General features: G+C 68.1%; 21 protein-coding genes. 11 read left to right on the plus strand and 10 right to left on the minus strand.

Annotated elements, in window-relative coordinates:
• From ACK42S_RS05515 to ACK42S_RS05545, 7 genes are all read right to left on the minus strand, one after another.
• A partial coding sequence (locus ACK42S_RS05515; RefSeq protein WP_409704316.1) for an isoleucine--tRNA ligase occupies window positions 1-1690 on the minus strand: 1690 nt, incomplete at its 3' end.
• 91 nt (window positions 1691-1781) lie between these two features.
• The gene (locus ACK42S_RS05520; RefSeq protein ID WP_409704318.1) at window positions 1782-2780 is read right to left on the minus strand and encodes a bifunctional riboflavin kinase/FAD synthetase; all 999 of its coding nucleotides are present in this window, start codon (window positions 2778-2780) and stop codon (window positions 1782-1784) included.
• Window positions 2781-2789: 9 nt separating this feature from the next.
• Window positions 2790-3497, minus strand: a complete 708-nt coding sequence (locus tag ACK42S_RS05525) for a 16S rRNA pseudouridine(516) synthase (protein WP_409704320.1) — start codon at window positions 3495-3497, stop codon at window positions 2790-2792.
• Between the two features lie 68 nt (window positions 3498-3565).
• Window positions 3566-4708: an acyl-CoA dehydrogenase family protein gene (locus ACK42S_RS05530; protein ID WP_409704322.1), complete on the minus strand. Its 1143-nt coding sequence runs from the start codon at window positions 4706-4708 to the stop codon at window positions 3566-3568.
• Window position 4709: 1 nt separating this feature from the next.
• The gene (locus ACK42S_RS05535) at window positions 4710-5906 is read right to left on the minus strand and encodes an acyl-CoA dehydrogenase family protein (RefSeq protein WP_409704324.1); all 1197 of its coding nucleotides are present in this window, start codon (window positions 5904-5906) and stop codon (window positions 4710-4712) included.
• A gap of 133 nt (window positions 5907-6039) precedes the next feature.
• A complete protein-coding gene (locus tag ACK42S_RS05540; protein ID WP_409704326.1) occupies window positions 6040-6678 on the minus strand; it encodes a TIGR02281 family clan AA aspartic protease in 639 nt (212 codons plus the stop codon).
• A 6-nt stretch (window positions 6679-6684) separates the two neighbouring features.
• Window positions 6685-7173, minus strand: a complete 489-nt coding sequence (locus ACK42S_RS05545; RefSeq protein ID WP_409704328.1) for a YajQ family cyclic di-GMP-binding protein — start codon at window positions 7171-7173, stop codon at window positions 6685-6687.
• 48 nt (window positions 7174-7221) lie between these two features.
• Between ACK42S_RS05545 and murB the strand changes: the two genes are divergently transcribed.
• The gene (gene murB / locus ACK42S_RS05550) at window positions 7222-8238 is read left to right on the plus strand and encodes a UDP-N-acetylmuramate dehydrogenase (protein WP_409704330.1); all 1017 of its coding nucleotides are present in this window, start codon (window positions 7222-7224) and stop codon (window positions 8236-8238) included.
• A 9-nt stretch (window positions 8239-8247) separates the two neighbouring features.
• Here the strand turns inward: murB and ACK42S_RS05555 are convergent, their stop codons facing one another.
• The gene (locus tag ACK42S_RS05555; protein WP_409704332.1) at window positions 8248-8568 is read right to left on the minus strand and encodes a pyrimidine/purine nucleoside phosphorylase; all 321 of its coding nucleotides are present in this window, start codon (window positions 8566-8568) and stop codon (window positions 8248-8250) included.
• Window positions 8569-8793: 225 nt separating this feature from the next.
• The gene (gene argG / locus ACK42S_RS05560) at window positions 8794-10149 is read right to left on the minus strand and encodes an argininosuccinate synthase (protein ID WP_409704334.1); all 1356 of its coding nucleotides are present in this window, start codon (window positions 10147-10149) and stop codon (window positions 8794-8796) included.
• Window positions 10150-10215: 66 nt separating this feature from the next.
• Here argG and ACK42S_RS05565 point away from each other — a divergent pair, with 66 nt between their 5' ends.
• The 8 genes from ACK42S_RS05565 (at window position 10216) to ACK42S_RS05600 (ending at window position 19132) form a co-directional block, all read left to right on the plus strand.
• The gene (locus tag ACK42S_RS05565; protein ID WP_409704336.1) at window positions 10216-11529 is read left to right on the plus strand and encodes a replication-associated recombination protein A; all 1314 of its coding nucleotides are present in this window, start codon (window positions 10216-10218) and stop codon (window positions 11527-11529) included.
• 266 nt (window positions 11530-11795) lie between these two features.
• Window positions 11796-12725 (plus strand): branched-chain amino acid ABC transporter permease, encoded by a 930-nt coding sequence (locus tag ACK42S_RS05570; RefSeq protein ID WP_409704338.1) that lies wholly within the window; start codon window positions 11796-11798, stop codon window positions 12723-12725.
• Between the two features lie 18 nt (window positions 12726-12743).
• Window positions 12744-13832: a branched-chain amino acid ABC transporter permease gene (locus ACK42S_RS05575; RefSeq protein WP_409704340.1), complete on the plus strand. Its 1089-nt coding sequence runs from the start codon at window positions 12744-12746 to the stop codon at window positions 13830-13832.
• A gap of 14 nt (window positions 13833-13846) precedes the next feature.
• On the plus strand, window positions 13847-14626 hold the full coding sequence (locus ACK42S_RS05580) for an ABC transporter ATP-binding protein (protein ID WP_409704342.1): 780 nt from the start codon (window positions 13847-13849) through the stop codon (window positions 14624-14626).
• 26 nt (window positions 14627-14652) lie between these two features.
• Window positions 14653-15366 carry an ABC transporter ATP-binding protein gene (locus tag ACK42S_RS05585; RefSeq protein ID WP_409704344.1) on the plus strand — a complete coding sequence of 238 codons (714 nt, stop codon included), beginning with the start codon at window positions 14653-14655 and terminating at the stop codon, window positions 15364-15366.
• Window positions 15367-15502: 136 nt separating this feature from the next.
• A complete protein-coding gene (locus ACK42S_RS05590) occupies window positions 15503-16705 on the plus strand; it encodes an ABC transporter substrate-binding protein (RefSeq protein ID WP_409704346.1) in 1203 nt (400 codons plus the stop codon).
• A gap of 99 nt (window positions 16706-16804) precedes the next feature.
• Window positions 16805-18010 (plus strand): ABC transporter substrate-binding protein, encoded by a 1206-nt coding sequence (locus ACK42S_RS05595; protein ID WP_409704348.1) that lies wholly within the window; start codon window positions 16805-16807, stop codon window positions 18008-18010.
• A 60-nt stretch (window positions 18011-18070) separates the two neighbouring features.
• Window positions 18071-19132 (plus strand): hypothetical protein, encoded by a 1062-nt coding sequence (locus ACK42S_RS05600; protein ID WP_409704350.1) that lies wholly within the window; start codon window positions 18071-18073, stop codon window positions 19130-19132.
• Here the strand turns inward: ACK42S_RS05600 and ACK42S_RS05605 are convergent.
• A complete protein-coding gene (locus ACK42S_RS05605; protein WP_409704352.1) occupies window positions 19111-20472 on the minus strand; it encodes an MFS transporter in 1362 nt (453 codons plus the stop codon). The two genes, ACK42S_RS05600 and ACK42S_RS05605, sit on opposite strands and share 22 nt — an antisense overlap.
• Window positions 20473-20762: 290 nt before the next feature.
• Here ACK42S_RS05605 and ACK42S_RS05610 point away from each other — a divergent pair, with 290 nt between their 5' ends.
• The gene (locus ACK42S_RS05610) at window positions 20763-22916 is read left to right on the plus strand and encodes a thiamine pyrophosphate-dependent enzyme (protein ID WP_409704354.1); all 2154 of its coding nucleotides are present in this window, start codon (window positions 20763-20765) and stop codon (window positions 22914-22916) included.
• 50 nt (window positions 22917-22966) lie between these two features.
• The coding region (locus tag ACK42S_RS05615) for a Bug family tripartite tricarboxylate transporter substrate binding protein (protein WP_409704356.1) at window positions 22967-23246 on the plus strand (280 nt) is incomplete at its 3' end.

Consider the following 23246-nt stretch of genomic DNA (forward strand, 5'->3'; position numbering starts at 1 on the left):
GGATGTCGGTGCTCTTGGTGTACCGGGCCGGGTCGGTGGGGTCGCCGATGCGCTGCAGGATCTCGGCCGCGGTGAGCTTGCTCCAGGCCTCGATGCCGCCGGCCTCGACCACCTCGGCGGCCAGATCGATGATCTCGGGCGTGCGCGGGTGCGGCTCGCCGCTGTCCACGTCCAGCAGGAAGGGCAGGGGCACGCCCCAACTGCGTTGACGGCTGATGCACCAGTCAGGCCGGTTGGCGATCATGTCGCGCAGCCGGGCGCGGCCGTTCTCAGGGTAGAACTGCGTGTGCTCGATGGCCTCCAGCGCCATTTGGCGCAGGGTCTTGGGCGCCTTGTCGGTGGTGAAGATGCCATCACCTTCGTCCATGCGTACGAACCACTGCGCCGCCGCCCGGTAGATGACCGGTGTCTTGTGGCGCCAGCAGTGCGGGTAGCTGTGGGTGATGGTTTCGGTGGCGAAGAGCCGGTCGTGCTCACGCAGCGTCTCGATGATGGCCGCGCAGGCCTTCCAGATGTTCTGGCCACCGAACAGCGGCAGCGCGGCCTCGTACTGGCCGTTGCCCTGCACGGGGTTGAGGATCTGGTCGTAGGCCAGCCCGTGCGCCACGCAGGAGTTGAAGTCCTCCACGCCGTAGGCCGGTGCCGAGTGCACGATGCCGGTGCCGTCGTCGGCGGTGGCGTAGTCGGCGAGATAGACGGGCGAGAGCCGGTCGTAGCCTGGGTGCACATGCGCCAGCGGGTGGCGGAAGTGGATCAGCGCCAGCGCACGGCCCTTGGTGGTGGCCAGCACGCGGCCTTCCAGGCCGTAGCGCTTCAGGCAGGCCTCCACCAGCGATTCGGCCAGCACCAGCAGGCCGCGCGGGGTCTCCACCAGCGCGTAAGTGATCTCGGGGTTGAGGTTGAGGGCCTGGTTGGCGGGGATGGTCCATGCGGTGGTGGTCCAGATCACCGCATACATCGGCCGGCTTTCCAGGCCCTCGGGGCTGCCGTGGGGCAGCCCGGTGTCGCGGAAGAAGGCCTGCAGCAGCTTCTCGGGCTCGGCGCACAGGAAGCCCACATCCAGCGTCTGGCTCTTCTTGTCCTGGTATTCGATCTCGAACTCGGCCAGCGAGGAGCCGCAGTCGAAGCACCAGTAGACGGGCTTGAGGCCGCGGTAGACGAAGCCGCGCTCCATCACGCGCTTGAAGGCGCGGATCTCGTTGGCCTCGGTCACGAAGTCCATCGTGCGATAGGGCGCATCCCACTGGCCCAGCACGCCCAGGCGCTTGAAGTCGGCCATCTGTTGAGCGATCTGCTCGGTGGCAAAGGCGCGGCTCCTGGCCTGCATCTCGTCGCGCGGCAGGTTGCGACCGTGCAGTTTCTCGATGGCGTTCTCGATGGGCAGGCCGTGGCAGTCCCAGCCGGGGATGTATTGCGCATCGAAGCCGGCGAGCTGGCGCGCCTTGACGATCATGTCCTTGAGCACCTTGTTGACAGCGTGCCCGATGTGGATCTTGCCGTTGGCATAGGGCGGGCCGTCGTGCAGCACGAACTTCGGGCGGCCGCAGCGGGCTTCGCGAAGGCGCCGGTACAGGCCCTGCTCGTCCCAGCCCTTCACCCAGCCCGGCTCGCGCTTGGGCAGGTCGCCGCGCATCGGGAAGGGGGTGTCGGGCAGGTTCAGCGTGGATCGGTAGTCTTTGGCGTCGCTCATGGTCGTGGGGCGCGCGAAGGCGCATCAGGGTCTCGGGCCCGTTCAGAGGGCTGGGCAGGCGCGGGCCCGATCTCGCCGCGCAAGGCGGGCGTCAAATTCGGTCGCGCGTGGTCTGGCGGCGCGTGCGGCCGTGCAGCGAGGCGAAGTAGGCGCGTGCGTGGGCCACGTCCCGGTCGATGGCGGCCTTCAGGGCCTCCAGCGTGTCATAGCGGGCCTCGTCGCGCAGTTTGTGCAGCAATTCCACACGAACGATTTTACCGTAGCCCCCCTCGGGCCCCAGGGCGTGGGGCCAGTCCAGGCAGTAGACCTCCAGCAGCACGCGGCCGCTGTGGTCCACCGTGGGGCGCAGACCCAGGCTGGCCACACCGTCCAGCGGTTCATCGGCGAGCCCGTGGGTGCGCACCGCGAAGACGCCCTGCGCCGCCGCCTTGGGGTGGGGAAAGCGCAGGTTGAGGGTGCGAAAACCCAGGTCGCGGCCCAGCTTGCGGCCATGGATCACGTGTCCGCTCAGGCTGTAGGGGCGCCCCAGCAAGCCGGCCACCCGCTCCATGTCGCCAGCGGCCAGGGCTTCGCGCACGGCCGAACTCGACACGCGCAGGCCGTGCACCTCGTAGCTCATCATGCGCGCCACGTCGAAGCCGCGCTGCTCGCCCAGGCGGTCGAGCAAGGCATAGTCGCCGCTGCGCTTGGCGCCGAAGCGGAAGTCGTCGCCCACGAGCACGTACTTCGCGCCCAGACCCTGCACCAGCACTTCCTCGACGAAGGCCTCGGGCGCCAGGCTGGCCAGGCGCTGATCGAAGGGCAGCACCACCACCTGGTCAATGCCACAGCGTTGCAGCTCGGTGAGCTTGTCACGCAGCGGGGCGATGCGCGCGGGGGCCAGCTCGGGCTTGCCCAGCACCTGGGCGAAGTAGTCCCGCGGGTGCGGCTCGAAAGTCAGCACGCAAGGGGGCAGGCCGCGGTGCTGGGCCTCGTTGCACAGCAGGGCCAGCATCGCCTGGTGGCCCCGGTGCACGCCGTCGAAGTTGCCGATGGTCAGCGCACAGGCGCTCGCCAGGCCCTGGTGATGAAAGCCGCGGAAGACACGCATGGGCACCGATTATCCGCCGCCCGGGCCGAGGATGTCCTGGGGCCCGGTGAGCCATCGCCACTGGCCCGGGGCCAGATCGTCCGGCAGGGCCAGGGCACCGAAGCGGCTGCGGTGCAGCCGCTCGACGCGGTTGCCCACGGCGGCCACCATGCGCTTGACCTGGTGGTATTTGCCTTCGGTGAGGGTCAGGCGCAGCGAGCGTTCCCCGGTGGCTTCACAGGCGGCTGCGCGCACCGGCAAAGGGTCGTCGCGCAGCACCACGCCGGCGAGCAATTGCGCCACCTGCTCGGGCGTCACCGGGGCGGCCGTGACAACTTCATAGACCTTGGGCACGTGCTTTTTCGGCGAGGTGAGGCGGTGGATGAGGCCGCCGTCGTCGGTGAGCAGCAGCAGGCCGGTGGTGTCCTGATCGAGCCGTCCGATGGGCTGCACACCGCGGGTGCGCAAGGGGCTGGGCAGCAGCGTCATCACGCTGGGCCAGGCCGACGGCTTCTGGGAACACTCGTAGCCCGCGGGCTTGTGCAGCATCACCAGGGCCTTGGCATGGAAGGGCCAGTCCTGGCCTTCCACACTGAACACCAGGCCTTGCGTATCGACTGCTTCGTCAGGGTCGTCGCAAACGTGCCCGGCGATGCGCACCTCACCGGCCAGGATGAGGGCGTCGCAGTGGCGTCGGGTGCCGAAACCCTGGCTGAAAAGGACGTCGCGCAGTCGCATGATGGGGGCTCTGGAAACGAGACAGCCGCCCGAAGGCGGCTGGCCGGCGTGCAGTGTAGCCCCGCGGGTCAGGCGAACACGCCTGCGGTGTCCTGCATGCGTTCGGACACCTCGCCCAGGTGGTGCAGGGTGTCGCCGAAGCTCAGCTCCAGGCAGGTCAGGGCCTTGAAGTAGTGGCCGGCGATGTATTCGTCGGTCACGCCGATGCCGCCATGCAACTGGATCGCTTGCTGGCCCACGTAGCGCATCGACTGGCCAAGCTGCACCTTGGCCTGCGAGATCGCGCGGCGGCGCTGCTCGTGCGGCTCGCCCAGCTTGAGCGTGGCGTAGTAGCTCATCGAGCGTGCCAGTTCGAGCTGCATCTTCATGTCAGCCACGCGGTGGCGCAAGGCCTGGAACGTGCCGATGGGCACACCAAACTGCTTGCGGGTGTTGAGGTAGTCCACCGTGATCGCGAAGAGCTGGTCCATCGCGCCCACGGCCTGGGCGCACTGGGCGGCAATGGCCACGTCGGCCATGGCTTCCAGGGCCTGAAGTCCCTCGGTCGGGCCAGCCAGCACGGTGGCCGGGGTGTTGGCGAAACGCACCTCGGCGGCCCGGCTGCCATCTTGCAGCGCGTAGCCGCGCGTGTCCACGCCGGCGGCGCTGCGTTCCACCAGGAACAGTGCGATGCCTTCGGCCGCATCGTCGGCCCCCGAGACGCGCGCCGGCACGAGGTAGGCGTCGGCCTGGTCGCCCACGGGCACCACGCTCTTGGCGCCGGTCACCGTCCACTGGCCTTTGGCTTCGCTGGCGCGGGTCGTCACGTGGCGCAGCACATGGCGGGCCTCGCGTTCCTGGTGCGCGAGCACCACGAGGGCCGAGCCCTCGGCGATGCGCGGCAGCCAGGACGACTGCACTTCGGCCGAGCCGTGGGCCGCCAGGCCGCTGGCAGCCACGAGCGCCACGGCGGCATAGGGTTCGAGCACGATGCCGCGGCCCAGCTCTTCCATCACCACCATGGCCTCGACCGGGCCGAAGCCCATGCCGCCGTGGGCCTCGGGCACGGCCAGGCCCATCAGACCCAGCTCGGCCATCTCGCCCCAGGCTTCGCGGGAGAAGCCGCCCGCCTTGACGATGGCGCGTCGGCGCTCGAAGTCGTAGGCCTTGGACACCCACTTCTTGACGGCGTCGCGCAGTTGCTCCTGGTCGTCGGAAAAATCGAAGTCCATGTCACACCCCCAGGGTCATCTGCGCCACGATGTTGCGCTGCACCTCGTTGGAGCCGCCGTAGATCGTGGTCTTGCGCATGTTGAAGTAGGTCGAGGCCAGCGGCGCGCAGTGCATCGCGCCGACGTAGTCGCCCTGCCAGCCGGCTTCCATGGCTTCGAAGATGTACGGCAGGGCATAGGGGCCTGCGGCCAGCATCATCAGCTCGGTGTAGCGCTGCTGGATCTCCGAGCCGCGGATCTTCAGCAGGGCCGCCACGTCTAGCGCCTTCTTGCCGCCGCGCTCGGCCGACAGCACGCGCAAGACCATCATCTCCAGCGCGACGATGTCGACTTCGAGCTGGGCGATCTGGTCGCGAAAGCGCAGGTCGTCGATGAGCGGACGCCCGCCGCTGCGCTCAGCCTTGGCGATGCGCTTCAGGCGCTCGAGCTCGCGCTTGGCGCGGTTGACGTCGGCGATGTTGGTGCGCTCATGGGCCAGCAGGTACTTGGCGTAGGTCCAGCCCTTGTTCTCCTCGCCGACGAGGTTTTCGGCCGGCACCTCGACGTTGTCGAAGAAGACCTCGTTGACCTCGTGCTCGCCGTCGAGCGTGATGATGGGACGCACCGTGATGCCGGGTGACTTCATGTCGATCAGCAGGAAGCTGATGCCCGTCTGCGGCTTGCCCTCGGTCGAGGTGCGTACCAGGCAGAAGATCCAGTCGGCGTGCTGGCCCAGTGTGGTCCAGGTCTTCTGGCCGTTGACGATGTACTTGTCGCCGCGGCGCTCGGCGCGCGTCTTGAGCGAGGCCAGGTCGGAGCCGGAGCCGGGTTCCGAGTAGCCCTGGCACCACCAGACCTCGCCGCTCATGATGCCCGGCAGGAAGCGCCGGTGTTGCTCGGGCGAGCCGAAGGCCATGATCACCGGGGCCACCATCACCGGCCCGAAGGGCACGATGCGCGGGGCGCCGGCCAATGCACATTCCTCTTCGAAGAGGTGCTTTTGCACCGCGTTCCAGCCCGGGCCGCCGAACTCCTTGGGCCAGCCATAGCCATGCCAGCCCTTCTTGCCGAGGATCCGCGCCCAGCGTTGCAGGTCGTCCTTGGTGAGCCGCAGGTCGTTGTGGACCTTGTGGGCGATATCCTGGGGCAGGTGGGCCCGCACCCAGGATCTCACCTCGTCGCGGAAGGCAAGCTCTTCCGCCGTGAAGTTCAAATCCATGGCTGTCTCCTGATGGCGAGGCCGGCGGCAGCGCCGGTCGCAACGGACAGTTTACGCACGATCGTTCGAGACCGGCTGTCCCAGGAGCGACATCGGGGCAGGCGCGGACAGGGTCATTCCGCAGCGCAGACCGTCAGTAGCGGCGGTCGAGGAAGAGCAGGTCGTTCTCGCGCTTCATCTGGAAGCGCGCCAGGAAGCTGTTGCCCAGCAGGACATAGGGCATGTCCTGGGGCACGACCAGGGCCTCGACGTTGCGTACTTCGACCTCACCGATGCGCACCGACCCGAGGGTGACCCGATGGGCCGCGGTGGCGCCATTGGCCGTCTGGACCTGGGTGGGGGTGGCCTGGCTCAAGTCCACCCCCAGGCGCTGGGCGTCGCCACGGCCCAGGGCCACCGCGGTGGCGCCGGTGTCGACCAGGAACTGGGCGGCGCGGCCATTGATCGCTCCTTGCGCCCGGAAATGGCCGCCCGAGCTTGCACTGAGCACGATGCGCGAGCCGCCGCCTGCGGCCGCACCGGCGCGGCCCACGCTCACGGGGGAGGCGCCCAGCACGACAGTGTGGCGTTGGCCGGCGATCTCCACGACCGCCTCGGTGGGCGAGACGCTCAGCACCTTCACCCCCTGCACGGTGCTGCCTGCGGCCACCGCGCGCGGCGCGCCGCCGTCGATGACCAGCAGGGCCTTCGAGCCCATGTGGCCCGTCATCGCCACGGTCTGGCCCCAGGCGGGCAGGGCCAGCGCCATGAGGACGACGATGGCGCCGTGCATGGCGGATCAGTCGCGGAAGTTGGTGAAGCTCAGAGGCACCTCGGTGACCTCCTTGCGCAGCAGGGCGATGGCCGCTTGCAGGTCGTCGCGCTTGGCGCCGCTCACCCGCACGGTGTCGCCCTGGATGGCCGCCTGCACCTTGAGCTTGCTGCCCTTGATGAGCTGCTGGATCTTTTTGGCCAGGTCGGATTCGATGCCGGCCTTGACCTTCACGAGCTGTTTGACCTTGTCGCCGCCGATCTTCTCGACTTTGGCGCTGGTGTCCAGAAAGCGCACGTCCACGTTGCGCTTGGCGAGCTTGGCCACGAGGATGTCCATCACTTGGCCGATCTGGAAGTCGCTGTCGGCGTAGAGCGTGAGGTCTTTGTCCTTCAGCTCGATCTTCGCGCTCGAGCCCTTGAAGTCGAAACGGGTGCCGATCTCTTTGTTGGACTGGTCCACGGCGTTGCGGACCTCGACGAAATCGGGCTCGAGGACGGTGTCGAAACTGGGCATGGCGGGAGCGCGTCTCGCGAACAGGTGGCAATCGGGGAAAATTCTGCCATGCAAATCGAGACGGGCGTCAGCCTGAAGCCCTACAACACCTTCGCCTTGCCGGCCCTGGCGCACACCTTGGTGCGCATCGCCAGCGATGCCGACGTGCGTGCCGTGCTGGACCATCCCCGTCTGGGCCCGGCGCCGAAATTCGTGCTGGGCGGCGGCAGCAACATCGTGCTCACCCGCGATCTGACGCCGGTGGTGCTCAAGGTCGAGGTGCGCGGCCGGCGGGTCGTGGAGGAGCGGCCCGACGCCTGGATCGTCGAGGCCGGCGCCGGCGAGTCCTGGCACGAGCTGGTGGCCTGGACCCTGGACCAGGGCCTGCCGGGCCTGGAAAACCTGGCCCTGATCCCCGGCACCGTGGGTGCGGCACCGGTGCAAAACATCGGTGCCTACGGCCTGGAGCTGAAGGACCGCTTCGAGTCCCTCGATGCGGTGGACCTGGTCACCGGGCGCAGCGTGACGCTGGATGCGGCGATGTGCCGCTTCGGCTACCGAGACAGCATCTTCAAGCAGGCCCTGGCGGGCAAGAGCCTGATCACCCGGGTGCGTTTGCGCCTGCCGCGCCCCTGGCAGCCGGTGCTGGGCTACCTGGACCTCGAACGACGCATGGCCGACACCGGCATCACCGCGCCCGATGCGCGGCAGGTCTTCGATTGGGTCTGCGAGATCCGGCGCGCCAAGCTGCCAGACCCGGCGGTGATCGGCAACGCCGGCAGCTTTTTCAAGAACCCGGTGGTCACGCCCGAGCAGTGCCGCGACATCATCGGCCGCGACCCGGCCATCGTGCACTACCCCCTGCCCGACGGCAGCTACAAGCTGGCTGCCGGCTGGCTCATCGATGCCTGCGGCTGGAAGGGCAAGACGGTAGGCCGCGCCGGCGTCTACGAGAAGCAGGCCCTGGTGCTGGTCAACCTCGGCGGTGCGCGCGGGGCCGAGGTCGTCACGCTGGCCCGTGCCATCCAGGAAAGCGTTTACGGCCGCTTCGGCATCCGGCTGGAGCCCGAGCCGGTCGTCGTTTGAGCGGCAGCGTCAGCCGAAGTGGCAGATGTAGTGGAAGGGCGCACCTTCCACGCGGATCTGGAAGCTGGATTGGCCGGGCACGGCAAACGATTGGCCGGCCTCGATGCGCTGCCATTGCGCTTGACCGGGCAGCAGCACCTCACAGGCGCCGGCCACGGCCTCCATCACCTCGGGGGCGCCGGTGTTGAAGCTCAGCGTCGCAGGCAGGATGACGCCCACGCTCTTGCGCGTGCCGTCGGCCAGGGTGAGGGTGTGGGAGACGCACCGGCCGTCGAAATAGACATTGGCCTGGGTGTTGACGGTGACGTTGGCGATCTGGGTCGTGCTCATGGTGAGATGGTGGGTCGGTGTGCAAAGCGTCAAGGGCGCTGCTGAGGCCTGTCCCCCTCACGAGGGATGGCCGAGCGGTGCCTTTGATGGAACACTCTCGGCCACGCCGCTGGCGAACGATTCCTCGGGAGCGGTCAGAAGAACGGGGCGAATCCTGAACAAAGACAGGGTTCGATCAGGGAGGTGACCGCCTTCCCGGGGGCCCGCCGGCCCCCGGTGACAGTCTCACGACGACGGGTCCTCCGGGTGGCCGCCGGTGAGCAGCGGGATGCTGCCGTCGCTGGCCGGGCCCAGCAGCCCGGTGCGGCTGTAGATGCGAAGCTTGTCGCGCGTGTCGGCGATGTCGAGGTTGCGCATCGTGAGCTGGCCGATGCGGTCGGCCGGCGTGAACGGAGCATCTTCCACCTTCTCCATCGACAGGCGCTCGGGCGCGTAGGTGAGGTTGGGGCTTGCGGTGTCGAGGATGGAGTAGTCGTTGCCGCGGCGCAGCTCCAGTGTCACCTCGCCGGTGATGGCGCGAGCCACCCAGCGCTGGGCGGTCTCACGCAGCATCAGGCATTGCGGGTCGAACCAGCGGCCCTGGTAGAGCAGGCGGCCCAGGCGCAGCCCGTTGATGCGGTACTGCTCGATGGTGTCCTCGTTGTGGATGCCGGTCACCAGGCGCTCGTAGGCGATGTGCAGCAACGCCATGCCCGGGGCTTCATAGATGCCGCGACTCTTGGCCTCGATGATGCGGTTTTCGATCTGGTCGCACATGCCCAGGCCATGGCGGCCGCCGATGGCATTGGCCTCGGCGAAGAGCTCGACGGCATTGGCGAAGCTGCGGCCGTTGAGCGCCACCGGCACCCCTTCTTCGAAGCGCACGCTCACGATCTCGGGCTTGATCACCACGTCCTCGCGCCAGAAGGCCACGCCCATGATCGGGTTGACGATGGTGATGCCTTTGTTCAGGAACTCCAGGTCCTTGGCCTCGTGGGTGGCGCCCAGCATGTTGGAGTCGGTCGAGTAGGCCTTCTCGACGCTCATCTTGTAGTCAAAGCCGTTGGCGATGAGGTACTCGCTCATCTCCTTGCGGCCGCCGAGCTCGTCGATGAAGGCCTGGTCCAGCCAGGGCTTGTAGATCTTGAGCGCCGGGTTGGCCAGCAGGCCGTAGCGGTAGAAGCGCTCGATGTCGTTGCCCTTGAAGGTGGAGCCGTCGCCCCAGATGTTGACGCCGTCCTCGCGCATGGCCACCACCAGGGCGGTGCCGGTGACCGCACGGCCCAGCGGCGTGGTGTTGAAGTAGGTCGCGCCGCCGGTGCGGATATGGAAGGCACCGCACTGGATCGCGGCGATGCCCTCGGCCACGAGTTGGGCACGGCAGTCCACCAGGCGGGCGATCTGCGCGCCGTAGGCCTTGGCCTTGCGAGGGATCTCCTCGTAATCGGACTCGTCGGGCTGGCCCAGATTGGCGGTGTAGGCGCAGGGGATGGCACCCTTGCTGCGCATCCAGTGCACGGCGGCGCTGGTGTCCAGGCCACCGGAGAAGGCGATGCCGACGCGCTCGCCGACGGGAAGTTTCTGCAGGATGGTCGCTGCCACGGGAGGTCTCCAGGATAACCCCGCGATTCTAGGCGCCCTGTTGCACAGGCCTGCCACAATGCCCGGATGATCGATCTGTTCTCCACGCCCGACGCTGCCGATGACGCTCCACTGGCCGAGCGGTTGCGGCCGCGTTCGCTCGACGAGGTGATCGGCCAGTCCCACCTGCTCGGCCCGGGCCAGCCGCTGCGTGTGGCCTTCGAGTCCGGGCGGCCGCACTCGATGATCCTGTGGGGGCCGCCCGGGGTGGGCAAGACCACGCTGGCGCGCTTGATGGCCGACGCCTTCGATGCGCAGTTCCTGCAGATCTCGGCCGTGCTCGGCGGGGTCAAGGACATCCGCGAGGCGGTCGAGCAGGCCCAGGTGGCCAAGAGCCAGGGCCGGCGCACGATCGTCTTCGTCGATGAGGTGCACCGCTTCAACAAGGCGCAGCAGGACGCTTTCCTGCCCCACGTGGAGTCGGGTCTGTTCACCTTCATCGGCGCAACCACCGAGAACCCCTCCTTCGAGGTGAATTCGGCGCTGCTGTCGCGTGCCACGGTGCACGTGCTGCAGGCGCTGGGCGAGGAGGACTTGCGCATCCTGCTCGACAAGGCCCGCGCGCTGCTGCAGGCCCCCGCCCTGAGCGAAGCGGCCCGCGCGCGGCTCATCGCCTATGCCGACGGCGATGCGCGCCGCCTGCTCAACACCTACGAGAACCTCGTGCGGGTGGCGCAGCCTCAGGGGCTGGCCGAGATCGACGAGGCGCTGCTCGAGCGTGCGCTGGGCGAGCAGCTTCGCCGCTATGACAAGGGAGGCGAGCAGTTCTACGACACCATCTCTGCGTTGCACAAGTCGGTGCGCGGCTCCGACCCCGACGCCGCGCTGTACTGGTTCGTGCGCATGCTCGACGGCGGCGTGGACCCGCGCTACATCGCGCGGCGGCTGGTGCGCATGGCCAGCGAGGACGTCGGTCTGGCCGACCCCCGGGCCCTGCGCCTGGCACTCGATGCGGCCGAGACCTACGAGCGCTTGGGCTCACCCGAAGGTGAGCTGGCCCTGGCCCAGGCGGTGGTCTATCTGGCGGTGGCGCCGAAGTCGAACGCAGTCTACACCGCCTACAAAGCGGCCCGCGCCTTCGTGAAGGCCGATGGCACCCGCCCTGTGCCGCTGCACCTGCGCAATGCACCCACGCGGCTGATGAAGGACCTCGGCTACGGCCGCGACTACCGCTACGCTCACGACGAGGAGGACGGTTACGCCGCGGGGGAGCGCTACTTTCCCGATGCGATCGAGCCCCAGCGCTTCTATCAACCCGTGAACCGGGGGCTGGAGACTCGCATCGGTGAAAAACTCGAAGAACTGCGCGCAAAGGATGAACAGTCGCGCAAAAGACGATGATTTTTCAGAATCTTCGTTGGAATCACTGCGTTTGAAGGGAAAACCCCGAAGATTTCACCATCGGGGCGGTCGCTACAATCCGCGCCACTTTTCGAGCCGACCGCTTGGGGGCGGGTTGTCCCCTCATGGTCGGCTTCGCTTTAGCGCCTAGAGTCGTCGCGGCAGGGCGCGTGTCGATGCAAGGGTGGCACTGGCCCGGAACTTGCACCCCGCACGCCGGCCGCGCCGCAGACGGCGTCGTCTTGGTTTTCGTCGGAGACCGACTGATGGACATCTTCATACAACAGGTCATCAACGGCCTGGTGCTGGGCAGCATGTATGCCCTGGTGGCACTGGGCTACACGATGGTCTACGGCATCATCAGCCTGATCAACTTCGCCCATGGCGAGGTGCTGATGGTGGGGGCGATGACGAGCTGGATGATCGTCACCCACTTGCAGGAGGCGGCGCCGGGCATGCCCGGCTGGGCGATGATGCTGATCTCGCTGCTGTGCGCCATCGTCGTGTGCGCCACGCTGAACTTCACGATCGAGAAGGTGGCCTACCGGCCGCTGCGCGGCCAGCCGCGGCTGGCACCGCTGATCACCGCCATCGGCATGTCCATCTTGCTGCAGACGCTGGCGATGATCATCTGGAAGCCCAATCCCAAGCCCTATCCGCAGTTGCTGCCCACCGAGGCCATCCCGATCGGCGGCGCGGTCATCACGGTCACGCAGATCGCGATCTTGGCTTCCACGGTGGTTCTACTGGCCGCGCTGCTGTGGCTGGTCAACCGCACCAAGCTGGGACGTGCGATGCGCGCCACGGCTGAAAACCCGCGCGTGGCCAGTCTGATGGGCGTCAAGCCCGACATGGTGATCTCGGCCACCTTCATCATCGGCGCCGTGCTGGCGGCGGTGGCCGGCGTGATGTGGGCCTCCAACTATGGCACCGTGCAGCACACCATGGGCTTCCTGCCTGGCCTGAAGGCCTTCACGGCCGCGGTGTTCGGCGGCATCGGCAACCTGACCGGTGCGATGGTGGGCGGTGTGCTGCTGGGCCTGATCGAGGCCATCGGCGCAGGTTACCTGGGCGTGCTGACGGGCGGCGTGCTGGGCAGCCATTACTCGGACATCTTCGCCTTCATCGTGCTCATCCTGGTGCTCACGCTGCGCCCCTCGGGCCTGCTGGGCGAGCGCGTGGCCGACCGGGCCTGAGGCCGCCGGAGACACATCATGACCCAACGCAACAAGTTCATCGTGATGATCGCGGCCGCACTCGGTCTGCTGATCCTTCCGCACCTTGCGCTCTACTTCGGCCAGGGCTGGGTGCGCATCATCGACCTGGCCCTGCTGTACGTGCTGCTGGCCCTGGGCCTGAACATCGTGGTGGGCTATGCCGGCCTGCTCGACCTGGGCTACGTGGCCTTCTACGCCGTGGGGGCCTACATGATGGCCCTGCTGGCTTCACCGCATCTGTGGGAGACCTTCCCGGCCGTCGCCGCGATGTTCCCCAACGGCCTGCACACGCCGATCTGGGTGGTGGTGCCTCTGGCCGCAGGCCTGGCGGCCATCGCCGGTGTGCTCCTGGGCACACCGGTGCTGCGCCTGCGCGGAGACTACCTGGCCATCGTGACGCTGGGTTTTGGCGAAATCATCCGGGTGTTCATGAACAACCTGGAGCATCCGGTCAACATCACCAACGGGCCGCGCGGCATCAGTGCGATCGACTCGATGCGCATCTTTGGCTTCGACTTCGGCAAGACGCTGGTGATCGGCGACTACCGCCTGCCGCCGGTGGTGCTGTACTACTACCTGTTCCTGCTGCTCGTGGTGGCCAGCATCATCATCTGCCACCGCCTGGAGACCTCGCGCATCGGGCGGGCCTGGATGGCCATCCGCGAGGACGACGTGGCCGCCAAGGCCATGGGCATCAACGTGCGCAACATGAAGCTGCTGGCCTTCGCGATGGGCGCCACCTTCGGCGGCGTGGCCGGCGCGATGTTCGCCTCCTTCCAGGGCTTCATCTCGCCCGAGTCCTTCGGCCTGATGGAATCCATCATGCTGGTGGCGATGGTGGTGCTGGGGGGGCTGGGCCACCTGCCGGGCGTGATCCTGGGCGCGCTGCTGCTGGCTGCGCTGCCCGAGGTGCTGCGCTACGTGGCCGGGCCCTTGCAGAGCATGACCGGCGGGCGGCTGGATGCCGCCATCTTGCGCCAGTTGCTGATCGCACTGGCAATGATCGCAATCATGCTGTTGCGTCCGCGCGGTCTGTGGCCGGCGCGTGAGCACGGCAAGGCCGCCCCGACCCCGGTGGGCAAGTGAGGGGGGAGATCGACATGAGCACCGACATCGTCCTGAAGGTCCAGGGTGTGTCCAAACGCTTCGGCGGGCTGCAGGCCCTGTCCGATGTGGGCATCGAGATTCGCCGCGGCCAGGTCTACGGCCTGATCGGCCCCAACGGCGCGGGCAAGACCACCTTCTTCAACGTGCTGACGGGGCTGTACACGCCCGACTCGGGCAGCTTCGAGCTGGAGGGCAAGCCCTACAAGCCCACCGCAGTCCACGAGGTGGCCAAGGCCGGCATCGCCCGCACGTTCCAGAACATCCGGCTGTTTGCTGAGATGACAGCCCTGGAGAACGTGATGGTGGGCCGCCATGTGCGCACGGGCACCGGCGTGCTCGGCGCCGTCTTGCGCACGGCGGGCTTCAAGGCTGAGGAGAAGGCCATCCGCGATCGGGCCATGGAGCTGCTGGCCTACGTGGGCATTGAGAAGTACGCCGATTTCCGCGCCCGCACCTTGAGCTACGGCGACCAGCGCCGTCTGGAGATCGCGCGCGCCTTGGCCACCGATCCCAAGCTGATCGCGCTGGACGAGCCGGCAGCCGGCATGAACGCCACCGAGAAGGTGGTGCTGCGCGAGCTGATCGACCGCATCCGCAACGACGGGCGCACCATCCTGCTGATCGAGCATGACGTGAAGCTCGTGATGGGCCTGTGCGACCGCGTGACCGTGCTCGACTACGGCAAGCAGATTGCCGAGGGCACTCCCTACGAGGTGCAGCGCAACGAGAAGGTGATCGAGGCCTACCTCGGCGCCGGCCACAAGGCGCATTGAACCCCAAGCACGCGGAGCAAGTACACATGAGCCAAACGATGTTGAAAGTCAGCGGGCTGCGGGTGGCCTATGGGGGCATCCAGGCCGTCAAGGGCGCCTCGCTGGAAGTGCGCCAGGGCGAGCTCGTCAGCCTGATCGGTGCCAACGGCGCGGGCAAGACCACGACGCTGAAGGCCATCACCGGCACCCAGCCGGTGGCCGGGGGCGACATCGAATACCTGGGCCAATCGATCAAGGGCCAGGGCGCCTGGGATCTCGTCAAGCAGGGCCTGGTGATGGTGCCCGAGGGGCGGGGCACCTTCACGCGCATGACGATCACCGAGAACCTGCAGATGGGGGCTTTCACGCGCAGCGACAAGGAGATCGAGGCCGACATCGAGAAGGTCTTCACCTTGTTCCCGCGCCTGAAGGAGCGTCGCAACCAGCTCGCCGGCACGATGTCCGGTGGCGAGCAGCAGATGCTGGCGATGGGACGGGCGCTGATGGCCCGCCCCAAGGTGCTGCTGATGGACGAGCCCTCGATGGGTCTGTCACCCATCATGGTCGACAAGATCTTCGAGGTGGTCGAGGACATCCACAAGCAGGGGGTCACCGTGCTGCTGGTCGAGCAAAACGCCAGCCGGGCGCTGCAACTGGCCGACCGCGGCTACGTGATGGAGTCCGGCGAGATCACCATGGAAGGCGAGGCCAAGGCCCTGCTGAACGACCCGAAGGTGCGCGCGGCCTATCTGGGCGAGTGAACCCACGCCGCAGGCCGCGGCGTGACGCATCTCACCGTCCTGGCGGGGCACCCACGGGTTTGCCTGAGGGCCCGTGGTGGCCCTGCGATGGCACCATCGCGCCGCCGCGCTTTGCGCGCACGACCGAGGAGATGTGATGTTGGGACGTTCCCTGATTCCCTGGATGCTGGGCGCCTGCCTGGCCGTGGCAGCCCAGGCCCAGACGGGCAAGCCGGTGCGCATCGGCCTGATCGCGCCGCTGACCGGCGGCTCGGCTGACTTTGGCAACAGCGTGCGCTACGGCGCCGAGCTGGCCGTCAAGGAGATCAACGAGGTGGGGGGCTTCCTCGGCCGCCCGCTGGAGCTGGTCGTTCGCGACGACAAGGCCGTGCCCGACGAGGGACGCCGCGTGTCGGAGGATCTGGTGCTCAAGGAGAAGGTCGATTTCACGATCGGCTTTTGCAACACCGGCGTGGCGATGCGCTCGCTCGACGTGTTCCAGGACAACAAACATCTCTTGATGGTGCCGTGCTCGCAGGGCACCGCGGTGACCACCAAGTACCCGCCGGCACAGAGCTACATCTTCCGCGTGGCGCCGCCGGACATCCTCAATGCCCGCTTTCTGGTGGGCGAGATCGTGGACCGCCGCAAACTGCGCCGCGTGGCCATCCTGGCCGACCGTACCGGCTACGGGGAAGGCGGGGTCAAGGACATCAGCGACGAGCTGGCCAAGCGCAATCTGCAGCCGGTGTTCGTGGGTCGCTTCGACCTGGGCGTGAAGAGCCTGGTGGAGGAGTTGCGCGCCGCTCAGGCCGCCGGGGCCGAGGCGCTGGTGGTCTACACCGTCGGGCCCGAGCAGGCGGCGGCCGTGCGCAGCCGCGCCGAGCTGCGCTGGCAGGTGCCCTACTTCGCGCCGTGGCCGCTGTCGTTCCGCAGTGTGCTGGAGCAGGCCGGGGCTGAGGCCCTGGAGGGCACGATGATGGCCCAGACGATCATCCAGGACCTGGCCAACGAGCGCCGCGTGTCCTTCCTGGCGAGCTATTTCCGTCACTCGAAGGAAAAGCGCATCGGCTCGCTGATGGCTGCGGCCCAGACCTACGATGCGGTCTATCTGATGCTGCGTGCGCTGTTCCAGACCAAGGGCGACGTCTCGGGCGATGCGCTGAAGAAGGCACTGGAGAACTTCGAGCGCCCGCATCGGGGCGTGGTCACGACCTACAGCGAACCTTTCAGCGCCAGCGACCACGACGCCTTCTCGGTGAACATGATCTGGTTGGGCGTGTGGCGGCGTGGCGAGATCCAGTTCTACTACCCCGAGGATGCCAAGCGTTCGGCTTTCATCCGGCGCAAGGAGTCTTGATCCCGCGACTGGGGCGGGGGTGCACGGACGGAGACGATGGGCGGCATGTGCCTTGCATGGGGCCGTGCCGTGTCGGGGCTGTACTGGAGGATGGATCCGATGACGAGGCGACTGCGATGGACGGTGGCGCTGCTGGGCGCCGGCTTGTGCGCGACGGGCTGGGGCCAGCCGGCCGCACCGGTGAAGGTGGGCTTGATCGCTCCGCTGAGCGGCGGTTCCTCGGACCTGGGGCAGAGCATGCGCCATGCCGCCGAGCTGGCGGTCAAGGAGATCAACGCCGTGGGCGGCTACCTGGGCCGTCCGCTGGAATTGGTGGTGCGCGACGACCAGTCCGATCCTCAGCAGGGCCGGCAGGCGGCACAGGAGCTGGTGCAGCAGGAGAAGGTGGCCTTCACGCTGGGCTTTTGCGACACCGAGGTGACCATGCAGGTCCTGGAGATCTTCCAGTCGCAGCGCCATGTGCTGATGGTGCCGTGCGACCAGGGCACCGCGGTGATGGCCAGGCCGCCCGCCGGGGGCGGCTACGTCTTCCGTCTGGCGCCGCCCGACGAGTTGACTGCGCGGGTGCTGGTGGGCGAGATCGTCGACCGGCGCAAACTGCGCAAGGTGGCAGTGCTGGCCGACCGCACCGCCCATGGCGACAGCGGCCTGAAGGATTTGGGAGAGGAGCTGGCCCAGCGCGAGCTCAAGCCGGTCTACGTTGCCCGCTTCGACCGCGGGGTGAAATCGCTGGCCGAGGAGATGCGCCAGGCTCGTGCGGCCGGCAGCGAGGCGCTGATCGTCTGGGCGCGCGCGCCGGATCAGGCGACGGCTTTGCGGGCCCGCTCGGAGCTGCGCTGGGCGGTGCCGTACTTCGCGCCGCCCACGCTCGCCTCGCGCAAGGCGCTGGAGGGCGCCGGCGCGGCCGCGCTGGAAGGGGCGGTGATGACCCAGACGGTGCATCTCGATGCCGCCAACGAACGCCGGGCAACCTTCCTCACCAGCTATTTCGCGCACAGCGGCGAAAAGCGCATCGGCTCGCTGACGGTGGCGGCACAGACCTATGACGCGGTCTATCTGCTCATGTCGGGCTTGTTCCAGTCCCGCAGCCCCGAGGGCGGCGAGCCGCTGAAGCGGGCCCTGGAAAACCTGGAAAAACCGCACCGCGGGGTGGTCACCACCTACGAACGCCCCTACACCGCGCGCGATCATGAGGCCTACTCGATCAACATGCTTTGGTTGAGCGTGTGGCGCGGCGGCGAGGTGCAGTTCCTCTATCCCATCGATGCGCAGCGCGCCAGCGTGATCCGACGCAAGGAGTTCTGAGCCGGTCGTCCGGGGCCTAGAATCCGGGCCGCGCTCGGGAATCGCGGGGCGCTGCCTGCCATGGATGCTTCGACCCTCACACCCTCAGTGCCCGTTTCCCAGGACGGTGGTCCGCCCACCGGGGCCACCGATGGGCTGCGCTGCCGGCACGACAGGCCGGCACTGGCCTGGCCGGTGCCCGCCGGCCGGGAGACGGTGCTGGGGGTGATCTGTCATGGTGGGGCGCAGGATGAGCCCCGGGCGGCTCCCGAACCCTTGTGGCCGCCACACCCCGTGGCCGAACGCTGGCAGGTGCGCGGGCCAGTGCGCCAGGGCTGGTGGGGCAGCGTGCGTTATTGCAGCAATGGCGCCTGGGTCTTTGGCACGGCGTGCGCGGACGACCGCGCCCCGGGGGGCATGGAGGCGGCGGCGTGGCGGGCCTATGCCGATCTGTTCACGGTGCTCGAACGCGAGGGGTGTACCCACCTGCAGCGCCTGTGGAACTACCTGCCCGACATCCACGGCCTGGACGACGGCCTGGAGCGCTACCGCCGCTTCAACCTGGGCCGGGCACGCGCTTTCGCCGAGGCCGGGCGCGGCCTGGGGGAAGGCGCGCCGGCCGCGTGCGCGATGGGCACCCGCACGGGAGCGCTGACGGTGCATTTTCTGGCGGGACGGCAGCCGGCGCGCACGATCGAGAACCCGCGCCAGGTCAGCGCCTACCACTACCCCCCGCGTTACGGGCCGTGCAGCCCCACCTTCTCGCGTGCGGCCCTGGCCGATCTGGGCGGGGGCCTGCGTGTGCTGTTCATCTCGGGCACGGCCAGCATCGTCGGTCATGAGTCGGTGCATCTGGGCGACGTGGCCGCCCAGACGGCCGAATGCCTGCGCAACATCGATGCCGTGCTCGGGGCGGCCCGGCAGCACCTGGTCCGCTCCTGGAGCCTGGAGGTGCTGCGCGAGCGGCTGGAATGCACGGTCTATGTCCGCCGGCCGACGGATCTGGACCTCGTGCGTTCCGTCGTGACCGCCCATCTGGGTGCCACCACACCGGCGGCGCAGGCGGCGATCTACCTGCGCGCCGATGTGTGCCGCGCCGAGCTGCTGGTGGAGATCGAAGCTCAAGTGGCGCTGGACGGCTGAGCCCAGGCCTCGGCCAGGAGGGCGGCCTCGCGCAGCGGCCGCAGGCTCATCGCCAGGGCGGCCACCGAAACCGGCAGGGCCACCGCGAAGGTCAGCGCCAACGAGTGGCCGATGCGCTGCTCGTCGGCGAACACGAAATCGGTGCACGCCGCCACGAGGCTCGGGCCCAGCACCGACCCGAGGACGGTGGTGAGCATCAGGCCCAGCGCCGAGACCTGGCCGCGCAGCTCGTTGGGGGTGACGAGCTGGATCGTCGAGGTGCCCAGCGAGACGAAGATGCTCGACAGGAACAGGCCCGGGCCGAAGGCCAGCAGCGAGGCGGTCGGGGTGGGCAGCAGCGGCGTGGCCACCAGGAAGGGCGTGGCCGCCGCCAAGCTCCAGGCCGCGGTGCGCAAGGTCGCATCGCGCTGCCCCAGGCGCAGCAGGAGGCCGGCCCACCAGCCGCCGGCGACGATGCCCAGGGTGCTCAGGCCGAGGATCATGGCCCCCAGCACCGGGCCGATGCGCTCTACCGGCAGGCCGTGCACACGGATGTAGAAGGTCGCCATCCATGCCAGCAGCGCATAGGTGACGCAAAACGCGAGGCTGATGCCAGCCACATACCCCAGCGCCAGCCGTCGCCGTTGCCGCAGGAAATGCACCACGGCCGAGACGGGCAAGGCCCGGCCGTCGGCCACCGTGTGGCGCCGCAGGGGTTCGCGCACGGTGAGCATCAGGGCGGCCACCAGCAGCCCGGGCAGCCCCACGAGCATGAACGCGAGCTGCCAACCCTTGACCGTGCCCAGCAGCGGCAGCACGACGTCTGCGCGGTTGGCCAGGCCGCCCACCAGCCCGCCGATGGCAAAAGCCGCCCCCGAGCCGAAGGCCGTCCCCAGCGTGAACACCGACAAGGCCAGCGGCAGGCGGTGACGCTCGAAATAGTCACTGATGATCGAGTACGCGGCCGGCCCCAGCGTGGCCTCGCCCACGCCAACGCCCGCCCGGGTGAGGAAGAGCTGCCAGTAGTGCTGCGCCAGGCCGGCTGCAGCGGTCATCAGGCTCCAGAAGGTGATGCCCGCGGCCACGATGTTGCGTCGGTTGGCGCGATCGACAAGTCGCCCCAGCGGCAATCCGGCCAGACAGAAGAAAAGCGAAAACGCCAGGCCCTGCAGCAGCGAGATCTGGAAGTCGCTGATGCCCAGGTCGCGCCGGATCGGCTCGACCAGCAGGCCCACGAGCAGCCGGTCGACCAGTGACACCACGGCGGCGAGCATCAGCACGAAGACCACATACCACGGGTAGGTGCCACCGACAGGGCGCGGCAAGGCCTGGGACGAAGCGGCGGCACCCGGGACGGTCATGGAGCGGTGTGGTGGCGGCAAGGATGTTGGCAGCGTAACAGAGCCGGGGAGGGCGCGCGAGAGCTGGCGCCCCGTGGGTCGTCGCAGGGCATTCCCGCCGGCCCGCCGCGGGCGACGACCCTCTGCGCAGGCCCGGAATCGGAGGGCATCATGCATGGGAAGAATGAGACTTAGTCACCCCATGCGCTGGATGGATCCGACACGCTTCCCTACAGTGGCGTTCCAGTGCGGCCCTGCCGGGGCCGATCCCACGATGAAGCCGGCGAGCCAGCCGGCCGGAGACAAGACCCATGGAAGTGTCCTTCAGCAAGGAAGTCCAGGCCCTGCGCCTGGGCGCGGGCGAGACCTTTCACGGCGAGGGCATTCTGGCGATCACGAAGGCCTTGCTGCAGTCGGGCGTGGCCTATGTCGGCGGCTACCAGGGCGCACCGGTGTCGCATCTGCTGGACGTCATGGTCCAGGCCAAGGACTACATGCAGGAGCTGGGCGTGCACGTCGAGGCCTGCTCGAACGAAGCCTCGGCGGCTGCGATGCTGGGCGCTTCCATCCATTACCCGCTGCGCGGGGCGGTCACCTGGAAATCCATCGTCGGCACCAACGTGGCGGCCGATGCGCTGTCGAACCTGGCTTCGCCGGGGGTGAAGGGCGGGGCGCTGATCGTCGTGGGCGAGGACTATGGCGAGGGCGCCAGCGTGATCCAGGAGCGCACGCACGCCTATGCGCTGAAGTCGTCGATGCTGATGCTCGACCCGCGGCCGGAGCTTGCCAACATGGTGCGTTTGGTGGAGGAGGGCTTCGCGCTGTCGGAAGCCTCGAACATGCCGGCCCTGCTGGAACTGCGCATCCGGGCCTGCCATGTGCGCGGCCGCTTCGTCTGCAAGGACAACGTCCCGCCGACGCTGTCGACCCGGCATCTCATCGAAGAGCCGGCCGGCTTCGACTACATGCGCCTGGCGCATCCGCCAGTGACCTTTCGCCACGAGAAGCTCAAGGTGGAGGAGCGCATCCCGGCCGCACGCCGCTACATCGCCGAGCACCGGCTCAATGAGTGGTTCGCCGGGCGGCGCGACGAGGTGGGTCTCATCGTGCAGGGGGGGCTGTACAACTCGTTGATCCGCGCCTTGCAGCAGCTCGGCCTGGCCGACGCCTTCGGCGGCAGTGAACTGCCCATCCTCGCGCTCAATGTCACCTTCCCGCTGGTGCCCGAGGAGATCGCCCGGTTCTGCGCCGGCAAGCGCGCCGTGCTGGTGCTGGAGGAAGGCCAGCCCGAGTACATCGAGCGCGACATCCTCAGCATGCTGCACCGGCGCGACCTCCAGACTCCGCTGCACGGCAAGGACCTGCTGCCGGCCACCGGTGAGTACACGGTGGAGGTGATGGCCACGGGGCTGTCGACATTCGTGTCGAGGTATTTGCCCGACCATGTGCTGGAGGGTGCACGTGCCTGGCTGGAGGGCAACGCCAAGCGCCGCCAGGACGTGGCGCAGCAGCTCGGTGCGCCGCTGCCGGCACGCCCGCCCGGCTTTTGTGTGGGCTGTCCCGAACGGCCGGTGTTCGCCGCGCTCAAGCTCGCTCAGCAGGACGTGGGCCCGGTGCACATCGCCGCGGACATCGGCTGCCATGCGCTGGCCACCTTCGAGCCCTTCTCGTCGGGCCACTCCATCCTGGGCTATGGCATGAGCCTGGCCAGTCGCGCGGGGGTGTCGCCAATGATGCAGCGCCGCGTGCTGTCCATCATGGGCGACGGCGGGTTCTGGCACAACGGTCTGCTCACCGGCGTACAAAGTGCGCTCTTCAACGACGACGACGCGGTGCTCGTCATCATGAAGAACGGCTACACCTCGGCCACCGGCACGCAGGACATCATCTCCACACCCGACGAGGAGGTGAAGGCGAGGGTGCAGGACAAGCAGCAAAGCCTGGTCGACCGCAACACCACCATCGAATCCACGCTCAAGGGGCTGGGGGTGCAGTGGATGCGCACGGTGCACACCTACGACGTGGACGCGATGCGCAAGACGCTGCAGGAGGCCCTCACCACCGACTTCAACGGCCTGAAGGTGATCATTGCCGAAGGCGAATGCCAGCTCGAGCGTCAGCGCCGCATCAAACCCTGGATCGCCTCGCTGCTCAAGGCCGGCCGGCGCGTGGTGCGCGTGAAGTACGGCGTCGATGAGGACGTGTGCTCGGGCGACCACGCCTGCATCCGCCTGTCGGGCTGTCCCACGCTGACGCTCAAGGACAGCCCCGACCCGCTGAAGGTGGACCCCGTGGCGACCGTCATCGACGGCTGCGTGGGCTGCGGCCTGTGCGGTGCCAATGCGCATGCGGCCACGCTGTGCCCGTCGTTCTACCGCGCCGAGGTGGTGCGCAACCCGAAGTGGCACGAGCGGCTGCTTGCGGCCGTGCGTCAGAACGCCCTGCGCTGGCTGCAGCCGGCCTGATGCTTTCCGGCTTTCCGGTTTTCGTTCGACAACACAAAAGGAGACACTGCATGAAGAGCTTCCTCCCCTTGACCGGCCTCACCCGTCGCACACTGGGCGTTGCCCTGCTGGCCCTGGCCGCGGCGGCTCCCGCATGGGCCCAGGACTATCCGACCCAGCCGATCCGGCTGATCGTGAGCTTCCCGCCCGGCGGTGCGGCCGACGTGATCGGCCGCACCATCGCCACCGGCCTGAGCGAGGCCTTCAAGCACAACGTCATCGTCGAGAACCGGCCCGGCGCCAACGGCAACATCGGGGCCGACGCGGTGGCCAAGGCTGCGCCCGACGACT

This window comes from Caldimonas sp. (genome assembly GCF_046289365.1).
Classification (GTDB): Bacteria; Pseudomonadota; Gammaproteobacteria; order Burkholderiales; family Burkholderiaceae_C; genus Caldimonas.

Coding starts and splice junctions, on each gene's coding strand:
- ACK42S_RS05520 (WP_409704318.1), bottom strand. CDS start 2,780: ATGCGTGTCTTCCGCGGCTTTCATCACCAGGGCCTGGCGAGCGCCTGT.
- ACK42S_RS05525 (WP_409704320.1), bottom strand. CDS start 3,497: ATGCGACTGCGCGACGTCCTTTTCAGCCAGGGTTTCGGCACCCGACGC.
- ACK42S_RS05530 (WP_409704322.1), bottom strand. CDS start 4,708: ATGGACTTCGATTTTTCCGACGACCAGGAGCAACTGCGCGACGCCGTC.
- ACK42S_RS05535 (WP_409704324.1), bottom strand. CDS start 5,906: ATGGATTTGAACTTCACGGCGGAAGAGCTTGCCTTCCGCGACGAGGTG.
- ACK42S_RS05540 (WP_409704326.1), bottom strand. CDS start 6,678: ATGCACGGCGCCATCGTCGTCCTCATGGCGCTGGCCCTGCCCGCCTGG.
- ACK42S_RS05545 (WP_409704328.1), bottom strand. CDS start 7,173: ATGCCCAGTTTCGACACCGTCCTCGAGCCCGATTTCGTCGAGGTCCGC.
- murB (WP_409704330.1), top strand. CDS start 7,222: ATGCAAATCGAGACGGGCGTCAGCCTGAAGCCCTACAACACCTTCGCC.
- ACK42S_RS05555 (WP_409704332.1), bottom strand. CDS start 8,568: ATGAGCACGACCCAGATCGCCAACGTCACCGTCAACACCCAGGCCAAT.
- ACK42S_RS05565 (WP_409704336.1), top strand. CDS start 10,216: ATGATCGATCTGTTCTCCACGCCCGACGCTGCCGATGACGCTCCACTG.
- ACK42S_RS05570 (WP_409704338.1), top strand. CDS start 11,796: ATGGACATCTTCATACAACAGGTCATCAACGGCCTGGTGCTGGGCAGC.
- ACK42S_RS05575 (WP_409704340.1), top strand. CDS start 12,744: ATGACCCAACGCAACAAGTTCATCGTGATGATCGCGGCCGCACTCGGT.
- ACK42S_RS05580 (WP_409704342.1), top strand. CDS start 13,847: ATGAGCACCGACATCGTCCTGAAGGTCCAGGGTGTGTCCAAACGCTTC.
- ACK42S_RS05585 (WP_409704344.1), top strand. CDS start 14,653: ATGAGCCAAACGATGTTGAAAGTCAGCGGGCTGCGGGTGGCCTATGGG.
- ACK42S_RS05590 (WP_409704346.1), top strand. CDS start 15,503: ATGTTGGGACGTTCCCTGATTCCCTGGATGCTGGGCGCCTGCCTGGCC.
- ACK42S_RS05595 (WP_409704348.1), top strand. CDS start 16,805: ATGACGAGGCGACTGCGATGGACGGTGGCGCTGCTGGGCGCCGGCTTG.
- ACK42S_RS05600 (WP_409704350.1), top strand. CDS start 18,071: ATGGATGCTTCGACCCTCACACCCTCAGTGCCCGTTTCCCAGGACGGT.
- ACK42S_RS05605 (WP_409704352.1), bottom strand. CDS start 20,472: ATGACCGTCCCGGGTGCCGCCGCTTCGTCCCAGGCCTTGCCGCGCCCT.
- ACK42S_RS05610 (WP_409704354.1), top strand. CDS start 20,763: ATGGAAGTGTCCTTCAGCAAGGAAGTCCAGGCCCTGCGCCTGGGCGCG.